This window comes from Pseudomonas sp. P1_C12, from assembly GCF_056406435.1.
Map to the genome: position 1 here is coordinate 23,334 of NZ_JBFUAE010000008.1, position 26,942 is coordinate 50,275.

Below are 26,942 nucleotides of genomic sequence, written 5' to 3' on the forward strand. Positions count from 1 at the left end.
CTATTCTCCGCCCGACGCCGCGTCAGCCGCGGCCACTTGCAGCAGCAAACCCTTGCGCCCCACCACCCGTACCCGTTGTCCGGGTTGCAGTGGCGTCGCGCTGAGCACTTGCCATCGTTCTCCTTGCAGATGAACCCAGCCGCCATAGGCGTTGCCGAGCTGCACTGACGTGACCGGCGTTTCGCTGCCGACCAGCCCGGCATCACCGCTGACGGTGTGGCGCGGTCGGGTCTTCAGGGCGTGAAACACCAGGTAGATCAGCAACAGCGCGCTGACCAGTCCCAGGCCGATCATTAGCGGCTCGGGCACATCGGTATTGGTCAGGATCACCGCGCCGATCACGAACATCACGATGCCGCCCAGGCCGATCACACCGTAATTGGGCAAGGCAGCCTCGGCGATCAGAAACGCGAGGCCGAAGGTGATCAGCCAGATCCCGATGGGGTTGGGCACCAGCAACACAACCGTGTCGGCGGCGCAGGCCGATCCGCTCAACGCCAACAGCAACGCAACTGCACACCAACGCGTGTTCACTTGACCCTCCGGGAGAGTCGTGGAGTGGCTCTGCATACAGTTTAGTTGAGCCTTGGCCGGTATGAATTTTGCTCAACTGCCGTCGACATCCGATGGGCGGATTTCCCGCCGGATCGCGCGGACGGGCCTAGACTTTTACTACGCAAGCAAAACTTTAACCATCGTCCGCCGGCGGTCATGGCGGACACCGAGGTGCATCATGCGTATGGCAAGAACCGTGCAGCGAAGCCTGGAAAAGGCTCAATGCGAGTATGACATCGTCAGCCACCCACACTCGGCCAGCAGCCTCGAAACGGCACGGGTCGCAGGTATTCCTGCCGAACGGGTGGCCAAATCGGTGATCCTCGACGATCACCATGGGCATTACCTGATGGCCGTGCTGCCCGCCAGCCGTCACCTGGACCTGAGTAAAGTCCGCAGCAGCGGTGAGTGGCAGGTTTCCCGCGAAAGCAACCTGGCGCACCTGTTCGATGATTGCGAACGCGGTGCCGTACCGGCGCTGGGTGAGTCCTATGGGTTGGAGGTGGTGATCGATCCGATGCTGACCCGGCAGAAAGACATCTATCTGGAGGCCGGCAACCACGTCAATCTGGTGCGCATGGACATGCCCGAGTTTCTGAAAATGGTGCCGCATGCCGAGGTGCGGGAGTTGAGTCATTGAGTTTTGTTTCGTCAATGCTGCCGTCTTCGCGGGCAAGCCCGCTCCCACAGGGACTGCGATTAACCTGTGGGAGCGGGCTTGCCCGCGAATGACCGCGTAGCGGTCCCTAAATTGGTCATCAGGAGTTCGTCATGGAAAACCCGACCCACAACCTTCCATCCCTGTTCAAGCAACTTGGCCTGCCGGACGATGCCGAAAGCATTGATAAATTCATCGCCACCCATTCACCGCTCAAACCGGAGCTGCACCTTGCGGATGCATTTTTCTGGAACCCCAGTCAGGCGGAGCTTCTGCGTGAGGAGATACTCGATGACGCGGACTGGGCCGAAGTGGTGGATCAGCTGGATGTGCTGTTGAGGAAGGGGCGGGGGGTGTGAATCGTCATCGTCCGGGCGGCCACTGTCGGGAGGTATGGACCAAGGCGAGTATCCAGATGGCGTCCAGTCCCTGTTCATAAACAATGCGGTAACTCTGATGTGGGATCAGCTCGCGAGTGCCTGAAATGATCCCGGCAGGGCCGCTTTCCGGGTATTGGGCAAGCCGGGATAGCGCATCGCTGAACCGGTAGTCCATGTCGATGGCTGCTTTTGGGTTAACGGCATGCAGGTAATCCCAAATGTCTGCACGGTCCTGTGCTGCTTCTTTCGTCCATATTATTTTCATTCCTGTAGTTCGGCCCGCCTGCGCCTGGCAGCGAACTCTGCCTCGATTTCATCATTTGTCAGCCCGTCGCCGGCGCGCATCGAAGCGCGTGCGGTGTCGACCTTGCGCTGCAGGAATGCTTCGTACTCGCGAGCCTCCCGCTGCGTTTGAACAAACTGACGCATCATTTCCCGAACGATTTGCGAGGCGGGGCGATGAGCGGCTTCTGCCTCTGCCATGAACTGTTCACGCAATTCAGACTCAAGTTTCATTGTAAAAACGGCTGGTTTCGACATGGCTGCCTTCTCGGTTGTAATACTGACAAAGTATATACATCTTCAGTACGGTGGCTGGTTCACCCCCTATGGCTTCGCGACGGATGGAAGCCAATATGTTTCAAAACTTGACGGAAAATCCTCTCCAATGCCATATTGATAGTTAGCAAACTAACAGTGTGTGTTTTCCCTCGTGCCGAATAACCTCGACGTTCTCCAGATGAACATCAGCAGCGCCATGGTGGTGGCCGCCAGGCATTGGCGCAAAATCTGCCAGACCACGCTGGCCAACTATGGAATCTCCGAAGCCTGCGCCGTTCCGCTGCTGATGATCGGGCGTCTGGGCGAGGGTGTGCGCCAGGTGACGGTGGCCCAGGCAGCAGGGATGGAGAGCCCGTCGCTGGTACGCTTGCTCGATCAGTTGTGTCATGGCGGCTACGTTTGCCGCACCGAAGATGCACAGGATCGCCGCGCCAAATGCCTGAGCCTGACCGAAACCGGTCGGGAGCTGGTGCAGGCGGTCGAAGTGGAACTGGTGCGCTTGCGCCACGAAGTACTCGAAGGCATTGCCCCGAGTGATCTGGAAGCTACGCTGCGGGTACTGAGAGCTTTTGAAGCGGCCACGCCGCCATCGGTGGCCAACTCTTGAACGGATTTTTCTCTGGCATGCCCACGGCGCGGGACTGGTTCTACGGAGTCCGCACTTTCGCCGCATCGATGATCGCGCTGTACATCGCCCTGCTCATGCAAATGCCGCGTCCGTACTGGGCGATGGCCACGGTGTACATCGTTTCCAGTCCGTTTCTCGGCCCTACCAGTTCCAAGGCGTTGTACCGGGCGGTTGGCACCTTTATCGGCGCTGCGGCGGCGGTTCTGTTTGTGCCAATGTTCGTGCAGAGCCCCTACGTGCTGGTGGTGGTGATTGCGCTGTGGACCGGGACGCTGCTGTTTCTGTCCCTGCATTTGCGCACGGCCAACAACTACGCGTTGATGCTCGCCGGTTACACCTTGCCGTTGATCGCCCTGCCGGTGGTGAATAACCCGCTGGGGGTGTGGGACGTGGCCGAAGCGCGGACCGAAGAAATCTTACTCGGCATCGCTGTGGCGGCGGTGGTCGGTGCGATGTTCTGGCCCCGGCGCCTGGCGCCGGTGTTCAATGATTCGGTGAGCAAATGGTTTGCCGATGCCTCGACCTACAGCCTGCGCTTCCTCAGCCGCAACGTGCAGCCTGAAGAGGTCAGCGCGTTGCGGGCATCGATGGTCGCCACGTTCAACTCCCTGGAGTTGATGATCGGTCAGTTGCCCCACGAAGGCTCGCGTCCGCAGACAGTGCGCAATACCAAGGAATTGCGCGGACGGATGATTCACCTGTTGCCAGTGATCGATGCCCTCGACGACGCGCTTTACGCCCTGGAACGGCGCACCCCCGAGCTTGTGGACAAGTTCGCGCCATTGCTGACGGCCACCACCGAATGGCTCGAACACAAGGATGCCGATCTCGTCCGCTGGCAAGCCCTTAAGTATCAACTTGAGGCCCTGCAACCGGCTCCCGAAGCGCTGGATGACCGCAAGCAACTGCTGTTCTCCAACGCCATTTACCGTCTCGGCGAGTGGATCGATTTGTGGCAAGACTGCCGCAGCCTGCAATACGCCATTCAGTGCGAAAGCCAGGACAGCTGGCGCGCGATGTATCGGCACTGGCGGCTGGGACGGCTATCCCCTTTTCTGGATCGCGGCCTGATGTTCTATTCCGCTGCTTCCACCGTCACCGCGATAATCGTCGCTTCGGTGTTGTGGATTCTGCTCGGCTGGACCGATGGCGGCAGCGCCGTGATCCTGGCGGCGGTGGCGTGCAGCTTCTTTGCCTCGATGGACGACCCGGCGCCGCAGATTTACCGGTTCTTTTTCTGGACGGCGATGTCGGTGGTGTTCGCCAGCCTTTATCTGTTTCTGGTGCTGCCCAACCTGCATGACTTTCCGATGCTGGTGCTGGCGTTTGCCGTGCCTTTCATTTGCGTCGGCACCCTGACGGTCAAGCCGCAGTTTTACCTGGGCATGCTGCTGACCCTGGTCAACACCTCGTCCTTCATCAGCATTCAGGGCGCTTACGACGCGGACTTCCTCAGTTTCGCCAACTCCAATCTGGCCGGCCCCATGGGTTTGCTGTTCGCATTCATCTGGACCCTGATCGCCCGGCCGTTCGGTGCCGAACTGGCAGCCAAGCGCCTGACCCGTTTCAGCTGGCGTGACATCGTCAGCCTCTCCGAGCCGGCGACGTTGTCCGAGCATCGGCTTCTGGGCATACGGATGCTCGATCGGCTGATGCAGCATCTGCCGCGCCTGGCCATGACCGGCCAGGACTCCGGCGTGGCGCTGCGGGAAGTGCGGGTGGCGCTGAATCTGTTGGACCTGCTCGCGTATACGCCGCGGGTCCTCGGTGTGCCGCAGGTGCTGCTGCGCCAGGTGGTGGCCGAGGTTGGCGAGTACTTCAAGGCCTGTCTCAAGGCCGGTGAGCGCTTGCAGGCACCGAGCCCGTTGCTGATGACCCTCGACCGCACGCGTCGTGCCCTCAGCGGTGCCGGCGATGATGAAACCCGTCGGCATTTGCTGCACGCCCTGAGCGGCCTGCGCCTGGCATTGTTGCCCGGCGTCGAATTCGTTGGTGCCGCCGAGCCCGAAGAACCGCTTCCCCATGGCATTGATGGAGCACCTTTATGATCGGTGACCTGGATATGAGCGGGGTGTTCCTGCCCACGCTGCTGGTGCTGATGGGCATTACGTATGTGTTGTACCTGTTGGTGCACGGGGTGCTGACGCGCCTGCACTTTTACCGTCTGGTCTGGCACCGGGCATTGTTCAACGTGGCCCTCTACGCCCTGCTGCTTGGCGCCGTGGACTCACTCAGTCGATACCTGATGACATGAAAAAACCGTTTCTAACCCTGGGTCGCGTGGTGTTGACCCTGCTGATCGTGAGCTTCGCCGTTGTCGTGGTCTGGCGCATGGTGATGTATTACATGTTCGCGCCCTGGACCCGCGACGGGCACATCCGTGCCGACATCGTGCAAATAGCGCCGGACGTGTCCGGGCTGATCCAGCAAGTGGAGGTGCGCGACAACCAGTTGGTCAAGCGCGGCCAGGTGCTGTTCAGCATCGATCCTGACCGCTTCAAGCTGGCCCTGCGCCAGGCGAAAGCAGCAGTCGCCGACCGCGAAGAAACCCTGGCCCAGGCCCAGCGCGAGGCCAAGCGGAACAAGGGTCTTGGCAACCTGGTGCCGGGTGAGCAACTGGAAGAAAGCCAATCGAAAGTGGCCCGCGCCCAAGTGGCGTTGATGGAAGCCCAGGTGGCGGTGGACAGTGCGCAGCTCAACCTCGACCGCTCGGTGATCCGCAGCCCGGTGGACGGTTACGTCAACGACCGCGCGCCGCGGGCCCAGGAGTTCGTCAGTGCCGGGCGACCAGTGTTGTCAGTAGTCGACAGCAACTCGTTCCACATCGATGGTTATTTCGAAGAAACCAAACTGAACGGCATCCATATCGGTCAGAGCGTCGACATCCGGGTGATTGGCGACAATGCGCGCCTGCGCGGGCATGTGGAGAGCATCGTTGCCGGTATCGAAGACCGCGACCGCACCAGCGGCAACAACCTGTTGCCCAACGTCAACCCGGCATTCAGCTGGGTGCGGCTGGCCCAGCGGATTCCGGTGCGCATCGCCTTCGATGACGTGCCGGAAGACTTCCGCATGATCGCCGGGCGCACCGCCACGGTATCGATCATCGACGACCAACAACGGGAGCCGGCGCAATGAGCAAGGCCTCGGGTTTGGCGGTCGCCGGATTAGGTTTGCTGCTGTCGGCGTGTCAGATGGTCGGGCCGGATTATCATTTGCCCGAAGAGGCGGCGGTCCATCGTCCAGACTTCCAGGGCGATCTGGCGGTCGACGGCAAAACGGTGGTTTCCGCACCGGTGCCGGCCGATTGGTGGCGCCTGTATAAGGACCCGCGACTCGACCAGCTGGTGCAGCAGGCCATGGCCTCCAACACCGATTTGCGCGTGGCGGCGGCCAGTCTGTCGCGGTCTCGCGCTCAGGTCGATGAGGCGCAAGCGGCGGGCGGCTGGAGCGGCGGCGTGCAGATGGGGGCCCAGCGCTTGCAGGAGTCCGGCCAGGCGTTCCTGCTGCCGGAAAAAGTGCCAGTGGCCAACATCGGTGATATCGGCATCAGCGCGTCGTACCAGTTCGACTTGTTCGGCACTTTGCAACGTGGCATCGAAGCGGCCAAGGCCAATGCCGATGCGACGCAGGCCGCCGCCGATACTGCACGCATCACCGTGGTGGCCGATGTAGTTCGCGCCTACACACAAGTGTGTGCGGCCAATGAAGAGCGGGAAATCGCCCAGCATTCCCTCGATCTGCAAGCCCAGAGCACCACGCTGATCCAGCGCCTGCGCGATGCCGGACGTGGCGATGAAACCCAGGTCACCCGCTCGCAAACCCAATTCAAATCCCTGCGCGCCGACATGCCGCGTTATGAGGCCGCGCGTCAGGCCGGGCTGTACCGCTTGTCGATGTTGCTGGCCAAACCGGTGGATCAACTGCCGGCCGGCACCGCCACCTGCGACGAGCTGCCGAAAATCGCGCAATTGATCCCGGTCGGCGATGGCGCAGCATTGCTCAAGCGTCGTCCCGATGTGCGGCAGGCCGAACGTCGGCTGGCGGCCGCGACGGCCGGTATCGGCGTCGCCACTGGCGAGCTGTACCCGAACATCAGCATCGGTGCGACCATCGGTACCGTCGGTATCCTGGACGATCTCGGCGACCCGTCTACCAACCGCTGGGGCTTCGGCCCGTCGCTGACCTGGAAGGTGCCGACCAACGGCGCCCGGGCGCGCATCCGCGAGGCCGAGGCGGTGACCCAGGCGACGCTGGCGCATTTCGATGGGGTGGTGCTCAACGCCATTCGTGAAACCCAGACCGGCCTCGCCCAATACACCGCGTTATTGCAACGTCGCGATGCCTTGGCGGACGCCGAGCAATCGGCGAAACTGGCGGCCGACCAGACCCACCGCTTCTTCCAGGCCGGACGCGCCTCGTTCCTGGCCGACCTGCAAGCCACCCGCACCTACATCGACGTCACGGCGCAATTGGCTGCTGCCAACACCCAGGTTGCCGCCAGTCAGATCGATTTGTTCCTCGCCTTGGGCGGCGGTTGGGAAAGCGGACGAACGCAAGCGTCGAACTCCGGCAAACCCTGAGGCCGTTGCTATGCTTTGAAGTGTTGGACGGGCGCCCGTGCAAAGCGCCCTTTCTTCGCACAAGGCACGCGCAGGTCAGGGGGAAACCAAGAATGAAAAACCCTTATGCTCTCGGCTTCTGGTGCGCCATCGTGGCATTAGTGCTGCTGTCGGCCACCTATTTCTACGGCATCATGCTGGCCCACCAGATCGACAAGGCTCTGGCGTTCCTCGACAGTGCCGTCGCGCTGATTGCCGTGATGTCCATTGCGGTGGTGGCCTGGGCCTCGGTCCAGAATCAACGCATCAAGAAAAGACAACTCGAACAAGGCAAGACCCTGGTCCTGATCTGGGACACCAAGGTGGCATTGCGTCGTGTCGAAACGGTGTTCGACCGTTATTTCTGGGGCAGTTACTGGCAACCGGGGCGCACGTTTCAGGAAGTCATGGGCGAATTGACCGGCACGCCACTGGAAAAAAGCCTCGAGAGCCTTAAAAAACAATGCCTGGCGCTGGACCGGCAGGTGGCTGACGACGGTCGGCACTGGCTCAGCAATGCTCGGGAGCTGGCCGATGTCGCCACGGCCATGGCCCGCGAACGTTATCAACTGGATGTCTGCGACCCGCGTGCGGAAGTGACGGGCGGGGCGGTGATCAACCGCGACTTCGAAGTGCTGGTGTACACCTGGACTGCGCGGCTCAAAAGCTTCGATCATCAGCTTGATGAGATCGAGGTCCAGTATTCCTGATTTAGTGGTGGCAAGACTGACGCCTTCGCTGGCAAGCCAGCTCCTACGGTACAAGGTGATCCCTGTAGGAGCTGGCTTGCCAGCGAACGCAATAGTATGACCGCCGAAAATCTTGAACCGTGCGAACTACCCCAAGACACTCTTTCACCTTTAATCATTGGGCCGTTCGTCGCGCCCGGTGCTAACCTGCATTCCACTTTCAGCACAGTCGAGCTGCAATCCGTCATGGGTTCAGGGAAGACGACCTCACTTTCAACAACGGACATTGAACGGGTCATACATGAATAAATCAGCAGGCGTGCTACTGGGAATCGTTGTCGCAATCGGTGCCATCAGCGCAGGCGGAGCCTGGTTCACCGGCACCAGGCTCGAAGGTGTGTTGAACACCTCGATTGCCAATGCCAACAAGGAATTGCAGGCGGCCATGGTCGGTTCCAACGGCACAGCGTCGCTGGAGCTGGTATCGCTGGAACGTCATGTATTCAGCAGCACCGCGCACTACCGCCTCAAGGGCGAAGGCGAAATGTTCGGCGAAGCGCCGGTCGAGTTGCTGTTTGTCGATCATATCGAACACGGCCCGTTGCCGTTCTCGCGGCTGATGTCGCTGAAGTGGTTGCCAGTCTTGGCGACCAGTCACTATGAACTGGAAAAGACCCCGTCCACCGAGAAGTGGTTTGCCGCCGCCAAGGACAAATCCCCGCTGACCGGCGTGGTCAACATCGGCTATGACAACGCTACCAATGGCACCTTCGAGTTGCAGCCGCTGGAAATGGCGCTGGATGACAAGTCGAGCATGAAGTTCTCCGGCTTGAGCATGGACGTCGATGCCAGCGCCCAGGCGCAGAAGGTCAAGGCCAACGGTTACATGGACAGCCTGAAAGTGACCACCGTGTCCGAAGACCAGGCACCGGTGCAGGTTGAATTGAACGGCCTGACCCTGGCCAGCAACCTGACAAAAAGTACCTACGGTTTCTACACCGGCGAGAACGTCCTTGAACTGGCCAGCGGCAAATCGACCTTTGGCGCCAAGCAGTCGGTGCTGGACTTCAAGAAATTCGAGATGAAAAACCTGACCGGAGAATCGGGCAGCAACGCCTCCGGGCGTGCCGATTACAAGGTTGGCGAAGTGTCCCTGAACGGCAAGACCATCGGTTCCGGTGCGCTGGCCATGAGCCTGAAGAACCTCGACATTCCGGCCACCCTGTCGTTGATGCAGGTTTATCAGAGCAAACTGCAGCCGTATGAAAGGGCGGCAGCGGAAGCGACGGCGGCCGGGCTGCCGGCACCGGAGCTGAAACTGACCGAAGCCGAAGAAGCACTGCTCAAGTCCAGCCTGGAAAAACTGCTGGCGGCCGGTCCGCAAGTGGCCCTGGAAAACCTGTCGTTCAACACCGTCAACGGTGAGAGCCGCGCCAATATGGTGCTCGACCTGACCAAGCCGCAAGCCATCGATCTGCCGACCGATCAGTTGGTCAGGCAGCTGATTGCGCTGCTGGACTTCAAACTGCAAGTGTCCAAGCCCATGCTGGTCGATGTGCTTACCGTGCAATCGCAAATCGACGGTCAGACCGATGCCAAGCTGATTGCCGACCAGGCCACGGCCACCGCAGACATGTTCAGCAGCATGGCGGTCGGCAGCCAACTGGCAAAACTGGACGGCAACAACATCGTCACCAACTTGCATTACGCCAACGATCAGGTGGACTTCAACGGCCAGAAAATGACCGTCGAAGAGTTTGCCGGTTTTGTGATGAGCAAGTTCGCGGGGGCTAATGCCACCGAATAACGGTGGTCGTGTACCCGGCAACGCCCGGCCTTTGCATCGTGCAGACGCCGGGCGTTTTGCTGTCCGGCATCCCTAGGGAACATCACGGATCAGTCGCCATGCCTCTTCCCATGGCAACGGCTGTTTCATCCGCTCGGCGAGCATCGCCATGGCCCGGTCCATCTCGCAGGCGACCGCCGCCGACACCACGCCGTTTTTTCCAAACAGGCCAATGAAGGGCGGATCGCAAGGGTCGCCCTTGAACTCGACTTCGTCCCAGTTCTCGGCGTGACCGAGGTAGTCGTAGGTTTTACCGAAATGCCAGGTCCAGAAAAATGGCACGTCGAGGTAATGCTCGTCACCACCCAGCATATTCGCCGCGGCGATCCGCGCTTGCTGCTGGGCCAGTCGCCAGTGTTCGATGCGCAGGTATTGGTTGTTCAGCGGGAACGTGGCGATATCGCCAGCCGCCCAGAGGCCGTCGGCCACGCGCATTGCGCCGTCGACACGCAGCGAGTGATCCTGCTCTTTCGGCAGCCCGGTGAAGGCGGCAGTGGCGGGTGTGACGCCAATGCCGACCAGCACCAGATCGGCCGCCAGGCGTTGGCCGTTGTCCAGGCGCACGGCTTCGACCTTGTCCGTTCCTTCGATCTGTACCGCATTGCCCTGGGTGTGAAACACGACGCCATTGGCTTCATGCCGCGCGCGAATGGCCTTGCCGACCGTGTCACCGAACTGCTTGGCAAACGGCACTTCGTGGCGGGCCAGCACTGTCACATTCAGGCCAAGCTGGCGCAGGGACGAGGCGGACTCCATGGCAATGAAACTGTCGCCGATGATCACGACTCGCTGGCCGGCGCTGGCGCTGTCCAGAATCTGTTGCGCATGGGCTTTGGAGCGTAAGACGAACACTTGCGGCAGGTCGGCGCCCGGCAGCGTCAGCGGGTTGGGCACGCCGCCGGTGGCCAACAGCGCGGCGTCGTATGTCAGTGTTTGGCCGTCAGTCAGCCGCAGCGTCCTGTTTGGCGCATCCAGGCTTGCCACTTCGCCTCGCAGGCGCTCGATCCGCTGCTCGCGGTAAAAATCCTCGTCGCGCAGCGGCGGGACTTCGTCCAGCGGCATCTCCCCGGCGATCACGTATTTGCTCAGCGCGGTACGGTCGTATCCAGCTTCGGCTTCGCGGTCGATCAACAGTAACCGGCCGCCGAAACCTTTCTCGCGCAAACACGCTGCCGCCGCCGTGCCTGCCGCGCCAGCGCCGACAATGATGAAGGTTCGTGGATCGTCGGCCGGTGGCGTGTGGGCGTCCGGCAACGGCTGGTCGCCGACCCAGATGTCGCCGTCACGGACTTCGAGGGGATAGCGCTTGAGACTGTCCAGGGCTGGTGGTTCACACAGCCCGCCATCCTCGATCCGAAACTGCGCCTTGTGCCACGGGCAGGTCAGGCGCCCATTGCATACCGCACCGTCGGCCAGCGGGGCGCCGGCATGCGGGCATTCGGCCTGATAAGCGCGCAGTTGTTCACCGGCCCGCAACAGCAGAATCTTGCTGTCCTGGACCTGCACTTCCAGACCCCGGTCTTCGGGCACATTGGCGACACGCGCAACGCGATGCAGAGTCATGATTGCTCTCCAGACAGACGTTTCACTTATGAGTCTGGCGCTTATCGCGAGGTTCAGCCAATTCCCCCCTGCCACGGCGTGAACGGTCCGGCTATAGTTTGCACGCCGACGACGGCCCAACACGCACAAGGTGCTCCGGTATGACCCGATTGACCTCAATCAACACTTGGCTCGCGGCCTTGGCAGTCGCCCTTTGCGTGCAGTTCCCGGCGCAGGCCCAGGAACGTTTCACACTGAACATTCCCGGTGTCTCCGATGACCGCCTGTTCACGTCCGCCGCTGCCGGCGATTCCGCGGGCTGTGGCGGACATAACATTTCCCCGGCATTGAACTGGAACGCCGGCCCGGCAGCCACCCAAAGCTACGCCATCGTCATGCACGACCCGGACGGCCAGAAAGGCCAGGGCGTCGATAATTGGGTGCATTACGGCATCAAGGCCGCTACCCACCAGATCCCGGCCGGTGCCGGGACCAAACCAGGCCTCGAGGGCGTCAGCGGTACCAACAGCAAGGCAACCACCGGCTACATTGGCCCTTGCCCGCCCGTTGGCGACAGCGCGCACCACTACATCATCCAGATCTACGCCCTGGACCTGGCCCCGGACGCCTTGCCCGCCGGCCTGACCCGTGCGCAGCTGTTGGAAAAAATCAAAGGCCACGTCCTGAGAAACAGCAGCGTGGTGCGGCGCTATCACCGCTAAGGCTGATCGCCTCAGCAGATTTGCAGAAAACTGAAGTGCGCGGCATTCCGGGGATTTGGCATCCACCCCCGAAAGCGCGCACTATCAGGCTATAGCCGATGCGTTGGAGGATGCCGTGGCAAAAAAAATCGACCGCATCGCCCAAATGCTCAACTGCCCGCAAAAGGGTGAGGAACTGCGGCGAGCAATTACCGAGAGTCGCAAGGATTTTCTGCTGAACCAGCCGGAAGAGGACATTGTTGAAGACGACGACCTTGAAGAGGAGTTCTTCGAGGACGACGAGGACGATGATGAGTACGACGAGTTTGACTGGACCACAGAATGAAAAAAACCGCTTCGGCGGTTTTTTTGTGGGCCAGGGCAGCACCTGTCGGAGATTCGTTGACCCTCATGCAGGGAATGGAGCACTATAAGGTACTTTTTTTCGTACCTTTGGAGCCGTCATGGAGCAGCTACTTGCCAGCCGTTCGGTCAGTATCACCGAGCTCAAGCGCAGCCCGAGCACTGTCATCGAGCAAGCGGGTTCCGAGCCTGTTGCCGTGCTCAACCACAATCGCCCTGCCGCCTATCTTTTACCGCACGCGGCCTATCAACAGCTGCTGGATCGGCTGCAGGCTGCCGAACTTCGTGAAGCCATTGCTGCCAGCCGCAACGATCCGCGTCCGGCCATTGCTGCCGATACCGTGTTTGCCGAGCTTGATGCGCTGATTGATGAGGTAGCCGCAGAGCAAAACCGTCCATGAGGCAATTGCTTTTCTCTGCATTGGCACGGGACGATCTACTGCAAGTCGCTCGTTTTATCGCTCGAGACAACCCTGAACGAGCCCGGACGTTTGTGGGCGAGCTACGCATGCAGTGCACACGATTGATCGAACAACCGAGTTTGGGTGTTTCAAGAGACGATTGCGCCAAGGGATTGCGAATGCTTCCCCATGGCCGATATCTGGTTTTCTACTGTTTGGTGGACGACGGGATCAAGGTCGAACGTGTGCTGCATAGCGCGAGAGACATTGGCCGGCTGTTTGAAAAAAACAGCATTGATCATTAGGCGCTTAGCCTTCAAACACCCACAAAAAAGCCCCAGACCCATAAGACCTGAGGCTTTCTCGTTACAGCGTATGGTGCACCAGGCGGGATTCGAACCCACGACCCCTGCCTTCGGAGGGCAGTACTCTATCCAGCTGAGCTACTGGTGCAATGCGGGCGCCATGATACTCATATGCACTGCGGGCGTCCATGCTGCTGATTCGCCTGCGTTTATTACAAGCGTAACGGACGTTTGCTACGTTGATCAGAAAAAATAGGCAAAAGCGTCGTTTTCGTTCTTTTTTTCGAACAGGCTATTGTCCTTTACCCCCTTTGATCCTAGGATTCGTTTGAGATTTCAAACGCTCTTGTCTGGGTGCTGAACCGCACGATTTGAATCAGTGCGCTATTTATGTGCTTCAGCCCGGTGAATGATTTCCCTGACGGCAGCCTATCGAGGCGCCTTTCTACAATCATAATTTGCTCCGCGCGTGCGCGGTGCTGTTAAGGAAAGCCGACATGCAGCTTAAAGACACCCAGTTGTTCCGCCAGCAAGCCTTCATCGATGGCGCGTGGGTTGATGCGGACAATGGTCAGACGATCAAGGTCAACAACCCGGCAACGGGCGAAATTCTGGGCACCGTGCCGAAAATGGGTGCTGCCGAAACCCGCCGTGCGATCGAAGCTGCTGACAAAGCGCTGCCGGCCTGGCGTGCACTGACCGCCAAAGAACGTGCGACCAAGCTGCGTCGCTGGTTCGAGCTGATCATCGAGAACCAGGACGACCTGGCTCGCCTGATGACCCTGGAGCAAGGCAAGCCATTGGCCGAAGCCAAGGGTGAAATCGTTTACGCCGCTTCCTTCATCGAGTGGTTCGCCGAAGAGGCCAAGCGCATCTACGGTGACGTGATTCCGGGCCACCAGCCAGACAAGCGCCTGATCGTGATCAAGCAGCCAATCGGCGTGACCGCTGCCATCACCCCGTGGAACTTCCCGGCTGCAATGATCACCCGTAAAGCCGGCCCGGCCCTGGCCGCCGGTTGCACCATGGTGCTCAAGCCTGCTTCGCAAACTCCGTTTTCCGCCTTCGCCCTGGCCGAACTGGCCCAGCGTGCCGGCATCCCGGCTGGCGTGTTCAGCGTTGTTTCCGGTAGCGCCGGCGACATCGGCAGCGAGCTGACCAGCAACCCGATCGTGCGCAAGCTGTCCTTCACCGGTTCGACTGAAATCGGTCGTCAACTGATGTCGGAATGCGCCAAGGACATCAAGAAAGTGTCCCTGGAACTGGGCGGCAACGCTCCGTTCATCGTGTTCGACGACGCGGACCTGGATAAGGCCGTCGAAGGCGCGATCATTTCCAAGTATCGCAACAACGGTCAGACCTGCGTCTGCGCCAACCGCCTGTACATTCAGGATTCGGTCTACGACGCGTTCGCCGAGAAGCTGAAAGTGGCTGTGGCCAAGCTCAAGATCGGTAACGGTCTGGAAGCAGGCACCACCACTGGCCCGCTGATCGACGAAAAAGCCGTGGCCAAGGTGCAAGAGCACATTGCCGACGCCGTTTCCAAAGGCGCCACCGTGCTGTCCGGCGGCAAGTCGATGGAAGGTAACTTCTTCGAGCCGACCATTCTGACCAACGTGCCGAATAACGCTGCCGTGGCCAAGGAAGAAACCTTCGGTCCATTGGCTCCACTGTTCCGCTTCAAAGACGAAGCCGATGTGATCGCGATGTCCAACGACACCGAGTTCGGTCTGGCCTCGTACTTCTATGCCCGCGACCTGGGCCGTGTGTTCCGTGTGGCTGAAGCTCTGGAATACGGCATGGTCGGCGTCAACACCGGGTTGATCTCCAACGAAGTCGCGCCGTTCGGCGGCATCAAGGCATCGGGCCTGGGCCGTGAAGGCTCCAAGTACGGCATCGAAGATTACCTGGAAATCAAATACCTCTGCCTGGGTATCTAAGCTCGGCCTGGCAAGGCATTGCTTCAAACGCAAAGGGCACGAGAGCGCTGTCCCTTTGCGACGCTTCAAACGGAATTTTCTCTGTGGCCGGGAAAGCTGTGGCAGTCGATCATCGCATGCTGCCGTAGTTGCCTCCCCGCCGCATTTTCCTTGAACCACACCGCCCGATGAGCGGTGAATGAGGACACTATGAGCAAGACTAACGCTTCCCTGATGAAACGCCGCGAAGCCGCTGTACCGCGCGGTGTTGGCCAGATTCACCCGATCTTCGCCGAGTCCGCGAAGAACGCCACCGTGACCGACGTTGAAGGTCGCGAGTTCATCGACTTCGCCGGCGGCATCGCTGTGCTGAACACCGGTCACGTGCATCCGAAAATCATCGCGGCCGTGACCGAGCAGCTGAACAAGCTGACCCACACCTGCTTCCAGGTACTGGCCTACGAGCCGTACGTAGAAGTGTGCGAGAAAATCAACGCCAAGGTGCCGGGTGATTTCGCCAAGAAAACCCTTCTGGTGACCACCGGTTCCGAAGCTGTGGAAAACTCCATCAAGATCGCCCGCGCCGCCACTGGCCGTGCCGGCGTGATCGCGTTCACCGGCGCTTACCACGGTCGCACCATGATGACTCTGGGCCTGACCGGTAAAGTCGTGCCTTACTCGGCCGGCATGGGCCTGATGCCAGGCGGCATCTTCCGCGCGCTGTACCCGAACGAACTGCACGGTGTAAGCATCGACGATTCGATCGCCAGCATCGAACGCATCTTCAAGAACGACGCCGAGCCGCGTGACATCGCTGCCATCATTATCGAGCCGGTTCAGGGCGAAGGTGGTTTCTACGTCGCGCCTAAAGAGTTCATGAAGCGTCTGCGCGCCCTGTGCGACCAGCACGGCATTCTGTTGATCGCTGACGAAGTGCAGACTGGCGCTGGCCGTACCGGCACTTTCTTCGCCATGGAACAGATGGGCGTTGCTGCCGACCTGACCACCTTCGCCAAATCCATCGCCGGCGGCTTCCCGTTGGCCGGTGTGTGCGGCAAGGCCGAATACATGGACGCCATCGCTCCGGGCGGTCTGGGCGGCACTTACGCCGGTAGCCCGATCGCTTGCGCCGCGGCCCTGGCCGTGATGGAAGTGTTCGAAGAAGAGCACCTGCTGGATCGCTGCAAAGCGGTCGGCGAGCGTCTGGTGACTGGCCTGAAGGCCATCCAGGCCAAGTACCCGGTCATCGGCGAAGTGCGTGCCCTGGGCGCTATGATCGCGGTCGAGCTGTTCGTCGACGGCGACAGCCACAAGCCGAACGCTGCTGCCGTGGCATCGGTGGTGGCCAAGGCGCGCGACAAGGGCCTGATTCTGCTGTCGTGCGGCACCTACGGCAACGTTCTGCGCGTGCTGGTACCGCTGACCTCGCCGGACGAGCAACTGGACAAAGGTCTGGCGATCATCGAAGAGTGCTTCTCCGAGCTCTGATCACCCAGTGTGACCTGATCCACAAAAAACCCGCTTCGGCGGGTTTTTTCATGTCCCTGGAAACCCATTAGCGCTGTATCGAATGGTCAGCATTGGCTAAGGTTCCTGCATCGCCAGGGAGAGCTGTATGACAACCGTCATTTTACCCGCCGTTCCAAGAGTCCTGATCGCCGAGGCCGACCCCTGGTCCCGGGATTTGCTCAAGGAAGTGTTGTTGAACGTACGCTGCGATGCGCGGCTGGATTTGTGCGCCGATGGCCAGCAAGCGCTGGAGCTATTGGCTGCCAACCCCTATGACCTGGTGATCGCCGACTGGGAGTTGCCCGGTGTCGATGGCCTGAATGTCCTGCGCAATATACGACAGCGCAAACGCAATCCGCCGCTGCCGTTCATTCTGATGAGCAGCCGCAACGACAGTGCCAGCGTGCGCGAGGTCTTGCCGCTGGCACCGGCCGCTTACTTGACCAAGCCCCTGAATATGGAAAGCCTGACCCATCGGTTGCAGGGGTTGCTGCTGAATGCTGGCGAAGAAGTCTCGTGCGAAGTGCCGTCGCTGGCACCGGGCATGACGCTGTCGGTGTTTCTGGAGCGTCGCCGGGAATTGGCCGACGGCGCGCCGCTGATGACCGACGTGCAAGTGGCGGTCAAACGCAGCCTCAATCCCAATGGCCTCGACCTGACGGTGCTGGAAGACGAAGTCCGCACCGATCCGCAGGTCACGGCCGTGTTGATCGCCGCTGCCAGCAGCGCGGCCCAGCACCACGGCGCCGCTGTGCAAACCCGGTGCCCAGGCGCTGCATCGCCTGGGCACCGGGCAGAGCATGAACCTGATTCTCGGGCTGGCGCTCAAGCGCAGTGCCCGGCTCAGCGATCCGCAACTGGCCGACTATGCCGAGCGATACTGGGATCTGTCCCTGCATACCGCCGAATACGCGCGAACCCTGGCGCGCTTGCTCGATCTGGATCAGGAGCGCTGCTATTGCGCCGGCATGTTGCACCGTCTCGGCGATCTGGCGTTGCTGCGCTGTTTGCAGGAATGGAAGCAGGCCGGTGGTGAACTGGACGAGCTGGAGGAAGTGGGCGAAGCGCTGGTTGAATTTGGCGCGGCCTATGGTTCGGCCCTGCGCACGCGCTGGCGCCTGCCACTGGAGTTGCGGGAGCTGATTGCGGCGGCCTACCAGCTCGGTGGCGGGGTTTATTCCCGCGAAGCGCTGGTGATGAACATGGCGGCGCAGATGGCGCGCCTGACTGAGCATGAGGGCATCGAGGAACTGGCGAAGAGCCGGACGGCGCGGTTGCTCAAGATTGGCTTGCCGGAGTTGATGCGCCTGCGCAAAAAATAAGACCGACGAAAAACCCGTAGGAGCTGGCTTGCCAGCGAATCCAGGCAACGAGGTGTGTCAGATACACCGCCTTCGCTGGCAAGCCAGCTCCTACAGGGCCTTAGGCAGTGACAATCCGGTTCTTGCCCTCGCGCTTGGCCTGGTACATCGCGGCATCCGCGCGGGAAAACAGGTTTTCCACGTTTTCGTCCGCGGCGGTCAGGCTGGTCAGGCCCTGGCTGACGGTGATGCCGAACGTCTGGCCTTCATGGGTGAAACGCAATCGCTGAATCTGCTGTTGCAAGCGTTCAGCCACTTGCAGGGCCATCTGCGGCGTACAGCCGGGAAATACCGCTGCGAATTCCTCACCGCCAATGCGCCCGAACAGGTCGCCACGGCGCAACGCTGCGCGGCCGCTATCGGCGATGCGTTGCAACACGTTGTCGCCTTCCTGGTGACCGTAGGTGTCGTTGATTATTTTGAAGTCATCGATGTCCAGCATCAGGAACGACAGCGGCTCGCCTCGTTGCCGGGCGTGTGCGAACTCGCGGTGGGCGCATTCGAAGAAATGCCGGCGATTGCTGCTCTGGGTCAGGGCGTCGGTGGTGGCCAGGCGGTGCAGCTCGCTTTCCATCCGCTTCTTGTCGGTGATGTCTTCGGCAATGCCGACGATGATCACCGGTTGCCCCGGCTCGGCCTGGCGGTTGATGTAGCATTTATCGCTGAGCCAGCGCACCTGTCCGTCGGCGGCAATGATTCGATACTCGCGGTCTTCGACGGCGCCTTTGTCCAGCACTTCGGCCAGGCTGCGTTCGGCATAGTCCAGGTCGTCGGGATAGATGCTGTCGCGCCATTGATCGCAGTCGGCCAGCAGTAGATCGGCCGAACGGCCAAAGATCCGCTCATAGGCCGGGCTGACGTAAAGCACCCGGCGGGTTTCCCAATCGAATGCCCACAGCACCGCGTTGACGCTCATCAGCAGGGTGTTGAACAGCTGTTCGCGTTCGCTCAGGCGTGCGACTTCGCCTTGGGCGTGCATGAGCGCCATCAGGGTCTGCGCGGCCTCGGGCCAATGGGACGGAGATGAGTCTTGCAGGTTTTTTTCGTCCATCGACACAAATCTCAAAGGGCATGCCGCGTGCGATCGCGGCCAACATCAAGCCCGCCGGGGATGGCGAAGTGTCTTTGAGATAGGGCTTTTCAGATGAAGTTCCCGCCTTTTGTGGCGAGTGAGCTGGCTCCCGCCGGGCGGTACTGGCGACGCGATTTTTTCAGTCAGGCGATAAACCAATGTGGGAGCGAGCAGGCTCGCTCCCACAGGTTTTGCGGCTGCGCGCTGCAATCAGACAGCGGCAGGACGCAGGGAGTAGGTTTTCAACTGGTCGGCGAAGTCACGCAGGGACTGAATCCCGCTGGCTTCAGCTTCGTGTACCCAGTCCTTGATGGCCGCCAGCATGTCGTGACCATTTGAGCTGGTCTTGACCCAGATCTGCTGCAGGGCCAGGCGTTTCTCGTAAATTACCTTCAGCGCCTGGCTGTGCTCGAGCATGTTCTGGATGCGTACATGGTGTTTGTCATCCAGCAGGCTGGTCTCCCGCGAAAGCAGGCGTTTGGCTCGGTGGAACTGGTGACGTACCGAGTGATCGACCTTTTCCAACTCTTGCTTGACCAGCGGGCCGATCACCAATTTGCGGTACTGGGCCATGATCTGGAAGCGGTTGTTGAGGATCGCCATGGCGGTGTCCATGTCCAGGTTGCCCTTGCCTTCGACGCGATGGGCAATCGGCGCAACCCGCTGGACCTTGGCCAGGCGCAGGAAACTGAAGACTTGAATCCACGCCCAGCCCAGGTCGAATTCCCACTTCTTCACCGACAGTTTTGCCGAGTTAGGGTAGGTGTGATGGTTGTTATGCAGTTCTTCGCCGCCAATCAGGATGCCCCAAGGCACCAGGTTGGTCGCCGCATCGCGGCATTCGAAGTTGCGGTAGCCGATGGCATGGCCCAGGCCATTGACCACGCCGGCGGCCCACACCGGGATCCACATCATCTGGATGGCCCAGATGGTGATGCCGATGGTGCCGAACAGCAGCAGGTCGATAACGCCCATGATCGCGATGCCCAGCAGCGGGTAGCGGCTGTAGAGGTTGCGCTCGATCCAGTCTTCGGGGCAGTTCTTGCCGTAGATGCGCAGGGTCTCGGGGTTTTCCGCTTCGGCGCGGTACAGCTCGGCGCCTTTGCGCAGCACCGTGGACAAACCCTTGATGACCGGGCTGTGCGGGTCATCGACGGTTTCGCATTTGGCGTGATGCTTGCGGTGGATGGCGGTCCACTCGCGGGTGTTCTGCGCCGTGGTCAGCCACAGCCAGAAACGGAAGAAATGCTTGAGGCCCCCATTCAGCTCCAGGGAGCGATGGGCCGAGTAACGATGCAGATAGACCGTGACGGCGATGATTGTGACATGGGTCATCAGCAGGGTGACTGCCACCAGCGACCAGGGCGACAAGCCAAGAAAACCTTCGTACCACATAGGCTGTAGGGCCCTCGATAAAGAAAAAACAGCCGTTGCATTATCACTAAGCCCACGCAGAAAACCAGTCGCCCTTTCAGATAAGAGTGGCTGGATGTGTCTTTAAACCATCATTCCAACCTTTTTGTAGGGACATGGATCGCCGGATGTCTGCCACCTATCGCGATGCCTTGCGCGCAGCGCTGCTCTATCTGTTGCTTTCTGCGGTTTGGCTGCAGGTCAGTGGCTATTTATTAAACAGTTTCTTCGATAGCTCTGCCGAGCGACTGCGATGGCAACTGATCAACGGTTATGTCTGGGGGCTGTTCAGCGCCGGTTTGATCTTCATTGCCCGAGCGCGGCTGCTGCGGTGCTTGGGGGGCGGCGACAAATTGCGTGAGCGCGATGCCGACCGCATGCACCTGGCGCACCACGATCCGCTGACCGGCCTGCCGAACCGCCTGTTGTTCACCGACCGCGCCAACACCAGCATCGGCATCAGCCTGTTCCCCGGCGATGCCTTGAGCGTCGAGCAACTGCTGCGTAATGCCGACTCTGCACTGTTCAAGGCCAAGAGCACGGGACGCAATGATTATGCCCTGTACACCGAAGAGCTGACGGCCCACGCCCAGCAACGGGTCGAGATCGCCTTCGAATTGCGCCGCGCCCTGGATCGGCAAGAGCTGCGGGTTTATTACCAACCGGTTCACGACCTCAAGACCCGTCGCCTGATTGGCGTCGAGGCGCTGGTGCGTTGGCAGCACCCGCAGCGGGGCCTGGTGTCGCCGGCGGAATTCATTCCGGTCGCCGAACGAACCGGTCTGATTGCTGAAATCGATGCCTGGGTCATGGCGCAGGCATGTCGGCAGATGTGCCAGTGGCAGCAGGGCGGGGTGGTGCTGTCGTTCGTCGCGGTCAACGTTTCTTCGCGTCTGTTCGCCCGTCGTGAGTTGTATCAGCAGGTGGCGCAGGTCCTGCGCGAAACCGGGCTGGAGCCGGCGTTTCTCGAGCTGGAAGTGACCGAAAGCGCGGTGATGGAGGACCCGGAAGTCGCGCTGGAGCAAATGCATCGCCTGCGCGAGTTGGGGGTGCGCCTGGCCATCGACGACTTCGGCACGGGTTATTCATCGCTGCTGCGGCTCAAGCGTCTGCCTGTGCAGAAGCTGAAAATTGACCAGGGCTTCGTCGCCGGATTGCCGTGGGATGAGGACGATGCGGCGATTTCACGGGTGATCATTGCCCTGGCCCAGAGCATGGGCATGCGGGTGCATGCCGAAGGGGTCGAACAGGCTGAGCAAGCGGCGTTTCTGCTCGAGCACGATTGCGATCTGGGTCAGGGCTACTGGTTCGGGCGGCCGGTGCCGGCGACGCAGCTCGATTGGACTCATGCCCCGGTCATCACCTGATTTACACAAAACCTGTGGGAGCGAGCCTGCTCGCGATAGCGGAATATCAGTCGACATCTCTGGTGACTGACACTCCCTCATCGCGAGCAGGCTCGCTCCCACAGGGTTTTTTGGTGTGCCTGAAAGAGGGCTGTTCACCTCAAGCCCTTGTCCCTTCAAGTAATCTCTTTTGGTTATATAAACATTCTCAAATAGTCTTTTTAAGAATATCTATACCTCTCTAGTATTGCTCTCACGCCGCAAGCAGTGCCGACACTGCGAGGCAACCTCTCAGTTGAAGGAGCAGCAATATGAGCGCATCCCTGCGTAGCGTCGACGGTCAAGACGAAGCCACCATCCTGCGTGAAATCCAGAGTGCCCTGCGCGACCTGCGCTTTGGCGCCGTGGAAATCACCGTGCACAACGCCCAGGTGGTGCAGATCGAGCGCAAAGAAAAATTCCGTTTGCAGCAGCCGGGCAACAAGCCGGGCTGAAGAAGATCGCAGCCTGCGGCAGCTCCTACAGAAGCACGCGATCACCTGTAGGAGCTGCCGCAGGCTGCGATCTTTGAACTGGCAACGCGATTCCAGAAATCCATAAAAAAGCCAACAAACCAAGAATTCCAGGAGCTTTCACCATGTCGTCGATTCGCCACTTCGCTTTGGCCGCCCTGGCCAGCGCCCTTTTTGCCGGTTCCGCGGTAGCCAAGGATTACGAGTTGCTCAACGTGTCGTACGACCCGACCCGCGAGCTGTACCAGGACTACAACGCTGAGTTCATCAAGTTCTGGCAGAAAGATCACGCCGGCGACACCGTGAAGGTCCAGCAATCCCACGGCGGTTCGGGCAAGCAAGGTCGGGCGGTGATCGATGGCCTGCGTGCCGACGTCGTGACCCTGGCCCTGGCCGGTGACATCGACGAAATCGCCAAACTCGGCAAAACCCTGCCAGCCGACTGGCAAAAACGCCTGCCGGACGCCAGCACGCCGTACACCTCGACCATCGTGTTCCTGGTGCGCAAGGGCAACCCCAAAGGCATCAAGGACTGGGGCGACCTGGTCAAGAATGACGTCTCGGTGATCACGCCGAACCCGAAAACCTCCGGCGGTGCACGCTGGAACTTCCTCGCGGCCTGGGCCTATGGCCTCAAAGCCAATGGCGGCGACGAAGCCAAGGCCAAGGAATACGTACAGACCCTGTTCAAGCACGTGCCAGTGCTGGACACCGGCGCTCGCGGCTCGACCATTACCTTCGTCAACAACGGTCAGGGCGACGTATTGCTGGCCTGGGAAAACGAAGCCTTTCTGGCCCTGAAAGAAGAGGGCGGCGCCGACAAGTTCGACATCGTCGTGCCTTCGCTGTCGATTCTCGCCGAGCCACCGGTGGCGGTGGTCGACAAGAACGCCGAGAAAAAGGGCAACGAGCAGATCGCCGAAGCCTACCTCAAGCACCTGTACAGCCCGGCCGGCCAGGAAATCGCGGCGAAGAACTTCTATCGTCCACGTGACAAGGACGTGGCGGCCAAGTACGCCCAGCAGTTCCCGAAACTGGAACTGGTGAGCATCGACAAGGACTTCGGCGGCTGGAAAGCCGCACAGCCGAAATTCTTCAATGACGGGGGCGTGTTCGACCAGATCTATCAGGCGCAGTAATATTAAATAGCCATCAACGAGCCCCGGATTCACCTCCGGGGCTCAGTGCGTTCTCAACCAAGGACTTTTATGTCGCGTCGTATCTCCCCCGTCATACCCGGCTTCGGGCTGACGCTGGGCTACACCTTGGTGTACCTCAGCCTGATTGTGCTCATACCACTGGCGGCGATGTTCGTGCATGCCGCTCAACTCACCTGGGATCAGTTCTGGGCAATCATCTCGGCACCACGGGTGCTGGCGGCGCTGAAGCTCAGCTTCGGCACCGCCCTGTGTGCCGCGATCATCAACGGCATCATCGGCACGCTGCTGGCCTGGGTATTAGTGCGCTATACCTTCCCTGGACGAAAAGTGATCGATGCAATGATCGACTTGCCGTTCGCGTTGCCCACGGCGGTCGCCGGTATTGCGCTGACGGCGTTGTACACGCCTACCGGCCTGGTGGGTCAGTTTGCAGCGGATCTGGGTTTCAAGATCGCCTACACCCCCCTGGGCATCACCCTTGCCCTCACTTTCGTGACACTTCCATTCGTGGTACGTACCGTACAGCCAGTATTGGCGGATATTCCTCGTGAAGTGGAAGAAGCGGCGGCGTGCCTGGGTGCAAAACCCTTGCAGGTTTTCCGCCATATCCTGCTGCCGGCACTGCTTCCGGCATGGCTTACCGGTTTCGCTTTGGCCTTTGCCCGCGGGGTCGGCGAGTATGGTTCGGTGATATTCATCGCCGGCAACATGCCGATGAAAACCGAGATTCTGCCGCTGCTGATCATGGTCAAGCTCGACCAATACGATTACACCGGCGCTACCTCCATTGGTGTACTGATGCTGGTGGTTTCCTTCGTCCTGTTGCTGCTGATCAACTTGTTGCAGCGGCGCATCGAAACCCCATAAGGAGGCGCACCCATGTCCCAATCGTCTATTGCTGCCGCTTCCTCGAACGCTGCCCGCCGTGGCAGTGCGACTTCGCGGCGAATCCTGATTGGCCTTGGCTGGCTGATTTTTGCGCTGTTCCTGCTGCTGCCGCTGTTCATCGTGGTGTCCCAAGGGCTGAAGCTCGGCCTCGGGGCGTTTTTCACAGCGATCTTTGAACCGGACGCGCTGTCGGCACTGAAACTCACGGTCATCGCCGTGCTGATTTCGGTGCCGCTGAACCTGGTGTTCGGCGTCAGCGCCGCCTGGTGCGTGAGCAAGTACTCGTTCCGCGGCAAGAGCATGCTGGTGACCCTGATCGACCTGCCGTTCTCGGTGTCGCCGGTGATTGCCGGTCTGGTGTACGTGCTGATGTTCGGCGCCCAGGGCCTGTTTGGCCCTTGGCTTTCGGACCACGACATCCAGATCGTTTTCGCCCTGCCGGGCATCGTGCTGGCGACGATTTTCGTCACCGTGCCGTTCGTGGCGCGGGAGCTGATCCCGCTGATGCAGGAGCAAGGCACCCAGGAAGAGGAGGCCGCGCGCCTGCTCGGAGCCAACGGCTGGCAGATGTTCTGGCACGTCACTGTGCCCAACATCAAATGGGGCCTGATCTACGGCGTGGTGTTGTGTACCGCGCGGGCCATGGGGGAGTTCGGTGCGGTGTCGGTGGTTTCCGGGCACATTCGCGGGGTGACCAACACCCTGCCGTTGCACGTCGAGATCCTCTACAACGAATACAACCACGTGGCCGCGTTCGCCGTGGCGAGCCTGTTGCTGATCCTGGCGCTCTTCATCCTGCTGCTCAAGCAGTGGAGCGAAAACCGTATTAACCGCCTGCGCGCCAGCGCCGCGGAGGAATAATTCATGTCGATCGAAGTGCGTAACGTCAGCAAGAACTTCCATGCCTTCAAGGCGCTGGACAACATCAGCCTGGACATCCAGAGCGGCGAACTCGTCGCACTGCTCGGCCCGTCCGGTTGCGGCAAGACCACGCTGCTGCGGATCATCGCCGGCCTGGAAACCCCGGACCAGGGCAACATCGTGTTCCACGGTGAAGACGTTTCCGGCCACGACGTACGGGATCGCAACGTCGGTTTCGTGTTCCAGCACTACGCCCTGTTCCGTCACATGACGGTGTTCGACAACGTCGCGTTCGGCCTGCGCATGAAGCCGAAAAACCAGCGCCCGAGCGAAAGCCAGATCGCCACCAAAGTTCACGAACTGTTGAACATGGTGCAGCTGGACTGGCTGTCGGATCGCTACCCGGAACAACTCTCCGGCGGTCAGCGCCAGCGCATTGCGTTGGCCCGAGCGCTGGCGGTGGAGCCGAAAGTGCTGCTGCTCGACGAACCCTTCGGCGCCCTCGATGCCAAGGTCCGTAAAGAACTGCGCCGCTGGTTGGCGCGTCTGCACGAAGATATCAACCTGACCTCGGTGTTCGTGACCCATGACCAGGAAGAAGCGATGGAAGTCGCCGACCGCATCGTGGTGATGAACAAGGGAGTGATCGAGCAGATCGGCTCACCGGGCGACGTCTACGAAAACCCGGCCAGCGATTTCGTTTATCACTTCCTCGGTGATTCGAACCGTCTGCATCTGGGCGAGGATAAACACGTGCTGTTCCGTCCGCACGAGGTGTCGCTGTCGCGCCATGAACTGGAAGACCATCACGCGGCTGAAGTGCGGGACATTCGGCCACTGGGGGCGACGACCCGGGTGACCCTGAAGGTCGAAGGGCAGAGCGATCTGATCGAAGCCGAAGTGGTGAAGGATCACGACAGCCTGATCGGTCTGGCGAAGGGCGAGACGCTGTTCTTCAAGCCGAAGGTCTGGCAGAAGGTTGCCAACATCTAAGGTCAAAAGATCGCAGCCTGCGGCAGCTCCTACAGAGATTTCGGTTGGCTACAATGTTGTGACCGACGTCAAGCCGTTGTAGGAGCTGCCGCAGGCTGCGATCTTTTAAAGCGGTTTAAGCCGCTGCATTTTTGCGATTGACCCGCACACCACCCGCCCGCGCCTCGATCTGCTCTTTGAGCTCATGCCGCATCCCCAGCATGAACGCCAGCTCCGCCACCACAAACAACGGCCCGACAATCAGCCCCATCACATCATCGACAAAGGCCGGTTTGCGTCCTTCGTAGTGATGCCCGACAAACTGAATCGCCCAGCCCACCACAAACATGCCGATGCCGCTGGCGAGCCAGACGAATGTGCTTTGCTGCGCCAGCGCATGACCGGCCCAGACACTCAGCCCGAGCAACACGGTCATCAACACGCCCAGGCGCAACTCCAGGCGCAGGTAAAACCACGCCGATGCCAGCGAGACAAGCACCGCCGGTGACAGCCACACGCCGCCCAGCGACCACTGCGGCCGCGACAGCAACACCGCAACGGCCACCACGATCAGCGGGATACCGATAAAGTGCGATGCGATGTTGCGCGGGTCACGATGGTAGGCAGCGTATTGACTGAGGTGGTCGACGAGGCTTTTCATTGTTGTTCTCCTGTGGGGTGATTGATCATGCCCCGGGT

28 protein-coding genes, 1 tRNA gene and 1 pseudogene are annotated in these 26,942 nt (G+C 60.4%); 22 read left to right on the forward strand and 8 right to left on the reverse strand.

What is annotated here, in order from left to right; all coding sequences use genetic code 11:
- A complete protein-coding gene (locus AC1D19_RS15555; RefSeq protein WP_477755334.1) occupies window positions 1-534 on the reverse strand; it encodes an NfeD family protein in 534 nt (177 codons plus the stop codon).
- A gap of 199 nt (window positions 535-733) precedes the next feature.
- Here AC1D19_RS15555 and AC1D19_RS15560 point away from each other — a divergent pair, with 199 nt between their 5' ends.
- Window positions 734-1,195, forward strand: coding sequence for an aminoacyl-tRNA deacylase (locus AC1D19_RS15560; protein ID WP_046040686.1), 462 nt, complete (start codon window positions 734-736; stop codon window positions 1,193-1,195).
- A gap of 131 nt (window positions 1,196-1,326) precedes the next feature.
- Window positions 1,327-1,572, forward strand: a complete 246-nt coding sequence (locus tag AC1D19_RS15565; RefSeq protein WP_150716084.1) for a DUF2789 domain-containing protein — start codon at window positions 1,327-1,329, stop codon at window positions 1,570-1,572.
- Between the two features lie 4 nt (window positions 1,573-1,576).
- Here the strand turns inward: AC1D19_RS15565 and AC1D19_RS15570 are convergent, their stop codons facing one another.
- Both AC1D19_RS15570 and AC1D19_RS15575 read right to left on the reverse strand, forming a co-directional pair.
- Entirely contained in the window at window positions 1,577-1,858 is a 282-nt protein-coding gene (locus AC1D19_RS15570; protein ID WP_477763725.1) for a type II toxin-antitoxin system RelE/ParE family toxin, read from the reverse strand.
- Window positions 1,855-2,133 (reverse strand): antitoxin of toxin-antitoxin stability system, encoded by a 279-nt coding sequence (locus AC1D19_RS15575; RefSeq protein WP_477763726.1) that lies wholly within the window; start codon window positions 2,131-2,133, stop codon window positions 1,855-1,857. The genes AC1D19_RS15570 and AC1D19_RS15575 overlap by 4 nt, the downstream gene beginning before the upstream one ends.
- 199 nt (window positions 2,134-2,332) lie before the next feature.
- On the opposite strand from AC1D19_RS15575, the gene AC1D19_RS15580 reads away from it, so the two are divergent.
- From AC1D19_RS15580 to AC1D19_RS15610, 7 genes are all read left to right on the forward strand, one after another.
- Window positions 2,333-2,761 carry a MarR family winged helix-turn-helix transcriptional regulator gene (locus AC1D19_RS15580; RefSeq protein WP_095945024.1) on the forward strand — a complete coding sequence of 143 codons (429 nt, stop codon included), beginning with the start codon at window positions 2,333-2,335 and terminating at the stop codon, window positions 2,759-2,761.
- Window positions 2,758-4,830, forward strand: a complete 2,073-nt coding sequence (locus AC1D19_RS15585) for an FUSC family protein (RefSeq protein WP_477763727.1) — start codon at window positions 2,758-2,760, stop codon at window positions 4,828-4,830. Before AC1D19_RS15580 ends, AC1D19_RS15585 begins: the two co-directional genes overlap by 4 nt.
- The gene (locus AC1D19_RS15590; protein ID WP_046040693.1) at window positions 4,827-5,036 is read left to right on the forward strand and encodes a DUF1656 domain-containing protein; all 210 of its coding nucleotides are present in this window, start codon (window positions 4,827-4,829) and stop codon (window positions 5,034-5,036) included. The genes AC1D19_RS15585 and AC1D19_RS15590 overlap by 4 nt, the downstream gene beginning before the upstream one ends.
- The gene (locus AC1D19_RS15595; protein ID WP_008002380.1) at window positions 5,033-5,920 is read left to right on the forward strand and encodes an efflux RND transporter periplasmic adaptor subunit; all 888 of its coding nucleotides are present in this window, start codon (window positions 5,033-5,035) and stop codon (window positions 5,918-5,920) included. Before AC1D19_RS15590 ends, AC1D19_RS15595 begins: the two co-directional genes overlap by 4 nt.
- A complete protein-coding gene (locus AC1D19_RS15600) occupies window positions 5,917-7,365 on the forward strand; it encodes an efflux transporter outer membrane subunit (RefSeq protein WP_477763728.1) in 1,449 nt (482 codons plus the stop codon). The genes AC1D19_RS15595 and AC1D19_RS15600 overlap by 4 nt, the downstream gene beginning before the upstream one ends.
- 92 nt (window positions 7,366-7,457) lie before the next feature.
- On the forward strand, window positions 7,458-8,093 hold the full coding sequence (locus AC1D19_RS15605) for an NADH:ubiquinone oxidoreductase subunit N (RefSeq protein ID WP_116264423.1): 636 nt from the start codon (window positions 7,458-7,460) through the stop codon (window positions 8,091-8,093).
- A 280-nt stretch (window positions 8,094-8,373) separates the two neighbouring features.
- Window positions 8,374-9,879: a YdgA family protein gene (locus tag AC1D19_RS15610; protein WP_477763729.1), complete on the forward strand. Its 1,506-nt coding sequence runs from the start codon at window positions 8,374-8,376 to the stop codon at window positions 9,877-9,879.
- A 72-nt stretch (window positions 9,880-9,951) separates the two neighbouring features.
- On the opposite strand, the gene AC1D19_RS15615 is transcribed toward AC1D19_RS15610, so the two are convergent.
- Window positions 9,952-11,481, reverse strand: a complete 1,530-nt coding sequence (locus tag AC1D19_RS15615; RefSeq protein ID WP_477763730.1) for an FAD-dependent oxidoreductase — start codon at window positions 11,479-11,481, stop codon at window positions 9,952-9,954.
- Between the two features lie 140 nt (window positions 11,482-11,621).
- Here AC1D19_RS15615 and AC1D19_RS15620 point away from each other — a divergent pair, with 140 nt between their 5' ends.
- The 4 genes from AC1D19_RS15620 to AC1D19_RS15635 all read left to right on the forward strand — a co-directional run bounded on the left by AC1D19_RS15620 (window position 11,622) and on the right by AC1D19_RS15635 (window position 13,230).
- A complete protein-coding gene (locus AC1D19_RS15620) occupies window positions 11,622-12,182 on the forward strand; it encodes a YbhB/YbcL family Raf kinase inhibitor-like protein (protein WP_477763731.1) in 561 nt (186 codons plus the stop codon).
- A 55-nt stretch (window positions 12,183-12,237) separates the two neighbouring features.
- Complete coding sequence (locus AC1D19_RS15625) at window positions 12,238-12,507, forward strand: hypothetical protein (RefSeq protein WP_223457256.1); 270 nt, start codon at window positions 12,238-12,240, stop codon at window positions 12,505-12,507.
- 118 nt (window positions 12,508-12,625) lie between these two features.
- On the forward strand, window positions 12,626-12,925 hold the full coding sequence (locus tag AC1D19_RS15630) for a type II toxin-antitoxin system prevent-host-death family antitoxin (protein WP_223550123.1): 300 nt from the start codon (window positions 12,626-12,628) through the stop codon (window positions 12,923-12,925).
- Window positions 12,922-13,230, forward strand: coding sequence for a type II toxin-antitoxin system RelE/ParE family toxin (locus AC1D19_RS15635; protein WP_477763732.1), 309 nt, complete (start codon window positions 12,922-12,924; stop codon window positions 13,228-13,230). The genes AC1D19_RS15630 and AC1D19_RS15635 overlap by 4 nt, the downstream gene beginning before the upstream one ends.
- 71 nt (window positions 13,231-13,301) lie before the next feature.
- Here the strand turns inward: AC1D19_RS15635 and AC1D19_RS15640 are convergent.
- Window positions 13,302-13,378 (reverse strand) — tRNA-Arg (locus AC1D19_RS15640).
- 349 nt (window positions 13,379-13,727) lie between these two features.
- Between AC1D19_RS15640 and gabD the strand changes: the two genes are divergently transcribed.
- The 3 genes and pseudogenes from gabD (at window position 13,728) to AC1D19_RS15655 (ending at window position 17,980) form a co-directional block, all read left to right on the forward strand.
- Window positions 13,728-15,170, forward strand: a complete 1,443-nt coding sequence (gene gabD, locus AC1D19_RS15645) for an NADP-dependent succinate-semialdehyde dehydrogenase (protein WP_218429539.1) — start codon at window positions 13,728-13,730, stop codon at window positions 15,168-15,170.
- Between the two features lie 189 nt (window positions 15,171-15,359).
- Window positions 15,360-16,637 carry a 4-aminobutyrate--2-oxoglutarate transaminase gene (gene gabT, locus AC1D19_RS15650; protein WP_007899625.1) on the forward strand — a complete coding sequence of 426 codons (1,278 nt, stop codon included), beginning with the start codon at window positions 15,360-15,362 and terminating at the stop codon, window positions 16,635-16,637.
- A gap of 127 nt (window positions 16,638-16,764) precedes the next feature.
- Window positions 16,765-17,980 (forward strand): annotated as a pseudogene (locus AC1D19_RS15655) (HDOD domain-containing protein).
- Between the two features lie 100 nt (window positions 17,981-18,080).
- Here AC1D19_RS15655 and AC1D19_RS15660 read toward each other — a convergent pair.
- Both AC1D19_RS15660 and desA read right to left on the reverse strand, forming a co-directional pair.
- Complete coding sequence (locus AC1D19_RS15660; protein ID WP_477754286.1) at window positions 18,081-19,070, reverse strand: GGDEF domain-containing protein; 990 nt, start codon at window positions 19,068-19,070, stop codon at window positions 18,081-18,083.
- Window positions 19,071-19,301: 231 nt separating this feature from the next.
- Window positions 19,302-20,486 carry a delta-9 fatty acid desaturase DesA gene (gene desA / locus AC1D19_RS15665; protein WP_223550135.1) on the reverse strand — a complete coding sequence of 395 codons (1,185 nt, stop codon included), beginning with the start codon at window positions 20,484-20,486 and terminating at the stop codon, window positions 19,302-19,304.
- 146 nt (window positions 20,487-20,632) lie between these two features.
- On the opposite strand from desA, the gene AC1D19_RS15670 reads away from it, so the two are divergent.
- The 6 genes from AC1D19_RS15670 to AC1D19_RS15695 all read left to right on the forward strand — a co-directional run bounded on the left by AC1D19_RS15670 (window position 20,633) and on the right by AC1D19_RS15695 (window position 26,264).
- Window positions 20,633-21,871 (forward strand): putative bifunctional diguanylate cyclase/phosphodiesterase, encoded by a 1,239-nt coding sequence (locus AC1D19_RS15670; protein ID WP_477763733.1) that lies wholly within the window; start codon window positions 20,633-20,635, stop codon window positions 21,869-21,871.
- 290 nt (window positions 21,872-22,161) lie between these two features.
- Window positions 22,162-22,344, forward strand: a complete 183-nt coding sequence (oscA, locus tag AC1D19_RS15675; protein ID WP_007975618.1) for a sulfur starvation response protein OscA — start codon at window positions 22,162-22,164, stop codon at window positions 22,342-22,344.
- A gap of 143 nt (window positions 22,345-22,487) precedes the next feature.
- On the forward strand, window positions 22,488-23,501 hold the full coding sequence (locus tag AC1D19_RS15680) for a sulfate ABC transporter substrate-binding protein (protein WP_223463259.1): 1,014 nt from the start codon (window positions 22,488-22,490) through the stop codon (window positions 23,499-23,501).
- Between the two features lie 69 nt (window positions 23,502-23,570).
- Window positions 23,571-24,389 (forward strand): sulfate ABC transporter permease subunit CysT, encoded by an 819-nt coding sequence (cysT, locus tag AC1D19_RS15685; RefSeq protein WP_007972956.1) that lies wholly within the window; start codon window positions 23,571-23,573, stop codon window positions 24,387-24,389.
- A 12-nt stretch (window positions 24,390-24,401) separates the two neighbouring features.
- Entirely contained in the window at window positions 24,402-25,271 is an 870-nt protein-coding gene (gene cysW, locus AC1D19_RS15690; protein WP_150726413.1) for a sulfate ABC transporter permease subunit CysW, read from the forward strand.
- A gap of 3 nt (window positions 25,272-25,274) precedes the next feature.
- Entirely contained in the window at window positions 25,275-26,264 is a 990-nt protein-coding gene (locus AC1D19_RS15695; RefSeq protein ID WP_085717793.1) for a sulfate/molybdate ABC transporter ATP-binding protein, read from the forward strand.
- A gap of 115 nt (window positions 26,265-26,379) precedes the next feature.
- Here AC1D19_RS15695 and AC1D19_RS15700 read toward each other — a convergent pair whose 3' ends face one another.
- Entirely contained in the window at window positions 26,380-26,904 is a 525-nt protein-coding gene (locus AC1D19_RS15700) for an Mpo1 family 2-hydroxy fatty acid dioxygenase (protein WP_477763734.1), read from the reverse strand.
- Window positions 26,905-26,942: the final 38 nt, after the last annotated feature.

Excerpts from the sequence above, each read along its gene's own strand:
- AC1D19_RS15560 (WP_046040686.1), top strand. The coding sequence starts at position 734 with ATGCGTATGGCAAGAACCGTGCAGCGAAGCCTGGAAAAGGCTCAATGC.
- AC1D19_RS15565 (WP_150716084.1), top strand. The coding sequence starts at position 1,327 with ATGGAAAACCCGACCCACAACCTTCCATCCCTGTTCAAGCAACTTGGC.
- AC1D19_RS15570 (WP_477763725.1), bottom strand. The coding sequence starts at position 1,858 with ATGAAAATAATATGGACGAAAGAAGCAGCACAGGACCGTGCAGACATT.
- AC1D19_RS15575 (WP_477763726.1), bottom strand. The coding sequence starts at position 2,133 with ATGTCGAAACCAGCCGTTTTTACAATGAAACTTGAGTCTGAATTGCGT.
- AC1D19_RS15580 (WP_095945024.1), top strand. The coding sequence starts at position 2,333 with ATGAACATCAGCAGCGCCATGGTGGTGGCCGCCAGGCATTGGCGCAAA.
- AC1D19_RS15590 (WP_046040693.1), top strand. The coding sequence starts at position 4,827 with ATGATCGGTGACCTGGATATGAGCGGGGTGTTCCTGCCCACGCTGCTG.
- AC1D19_RS15595 (WP_008002380.1), top strand. The coding sequence starts at position 5,033 with ATGAAAAAACCGTTTCTAACCCTGGGTCGCGTGGTGTTGACCCTGCTG.
- AC1D19_RS15600 (WP_477763728.1), top strand. The coding sequence starts at position 5,917 with ATGAGCAAGGCCTCGGGTTTGGCGGTCGCCGGATTAGGTTTGCTGCTG.
- AC1D19_RS15605 (WP_116264423.1), top strand. The coding sequence starts at position 7,458 with ATGAAAAACCCTTATGCTCTCGGCTTCTGGTGCGCCATCGTGGCATTA.
- AC1D19_RS15610 (WP_477763729.1), top strand. The coding sequence starts at position 8,374 with ATGAATAAATCAGCAGGCGTGCTACTGGGAATCGTTGTCGCAATCGGT.
- AC1D19_RS15615 (WP_477763730.1), bottom strand. The coding sequence starts at position 11,481 with ATGACTCTGCATCGCGTTGCGCGTGTCGCCAATGTGCCCGAAGACCGG.
- AC1D19_RS15620 (WP_477763731.1), top strand. The coding sequence starts at position 11,622 with ATGACCCGATTGACCTCAATCAACACTTGGCTCGCGGCCTTGGCAGTC.
- AC1D19_RS15630 (WP_223550123.1), top strand. The coding sequence starts at position 12,626 with ATGGAGCAGCTACTTGCCAGCCGTTCGGTCAGTATCACCGAGCTCAAG.
- AC1D19_RS15635 (WP_477763732.1), top strand. The coding sequence starts at position 12,922 with ATGAGGCAATTGCTTTTCTCTGCATTGGCACGGGACGATCTACTGCAA.
- gabD (WP_218429539.1), top strand. The coding sequence starts at position 13,728 with ATGCAGCTTAAAGACACCCAGTTGTTCCGCCAGCAAGCCTTCATCGAT.
- gabT (WP_007899625.1), top strand. The coding sequence starts at position 15,360 with ATGAGCAAGACTAACGCTTCCCTGATGAAACGCCGCGAAGCCGCTGTA.
- AC1D19_RS15660 (WP_477754286.1), bottom strand. The coding sequence starts at position 19,070 with ATGGACGAAAAAAACCTGCAAGACTCATCTCCGTCCCATTGGCCCGAG.
- desA (WP_223550135.1), bottom strand. The coding sequence starts at position 20,486 with ATGTGGTACGAAGGTTTTCTTGGCTTGTCGCCCTGGTCGCTGGTGGCA.
- AC1D19_RS15670 (WP_477763733.1), top strand. The coding sequence starts at position 20,633 with ATGTCTGCCACCTATCGCGATGCCTTGCGCGCAGCGCTGCTCTATCTG.
- oscA (WP_007975618.1), top strand. The coding sequence starts at position 22,162 with ATGAGCGCATCCCTGCGTAGCGTCGACGGTCAAGACGAAGCCACCATC.
- AC1D19_RS15680 (WP_223463259.1), top strand. The coding sequence starts at position 22,488 with ATGTCGTCGATTCGCCACTTCGCTTTGGCCGCCCTGGCCAGCGCCCTT.
- cysT (WP_007972956.1), top strand. The coding sequence starts at position 23,571 with ATGTCGCGTCGTATCTCCCCCGTCATACCCGGCTTCGGGCTGACGCTG.
- cysW (WP_150726413.1), top strand. The coding sequence starts at position 24,402 with ATGTCCCAATCGTCTATTGCTGCCGCTTCCTCGAACGCTGCCCGCCGT.
- AC1D19_RS15695 (WP_085717793.1), top strand. The coding sequence starts at position 25,275 with ATGTCGATCGAAGTGCGTAACGTCAGCAAGAACTTCCATGCCTTCAAG.
- AC1D19_RS15700 (WP_477763734.1), bottom strand. The coding sequence starts at position 26,904 with ATGAAAAGCCTCGTCGACCACCTCAGTCAATACGCTGCCTACCATCGT.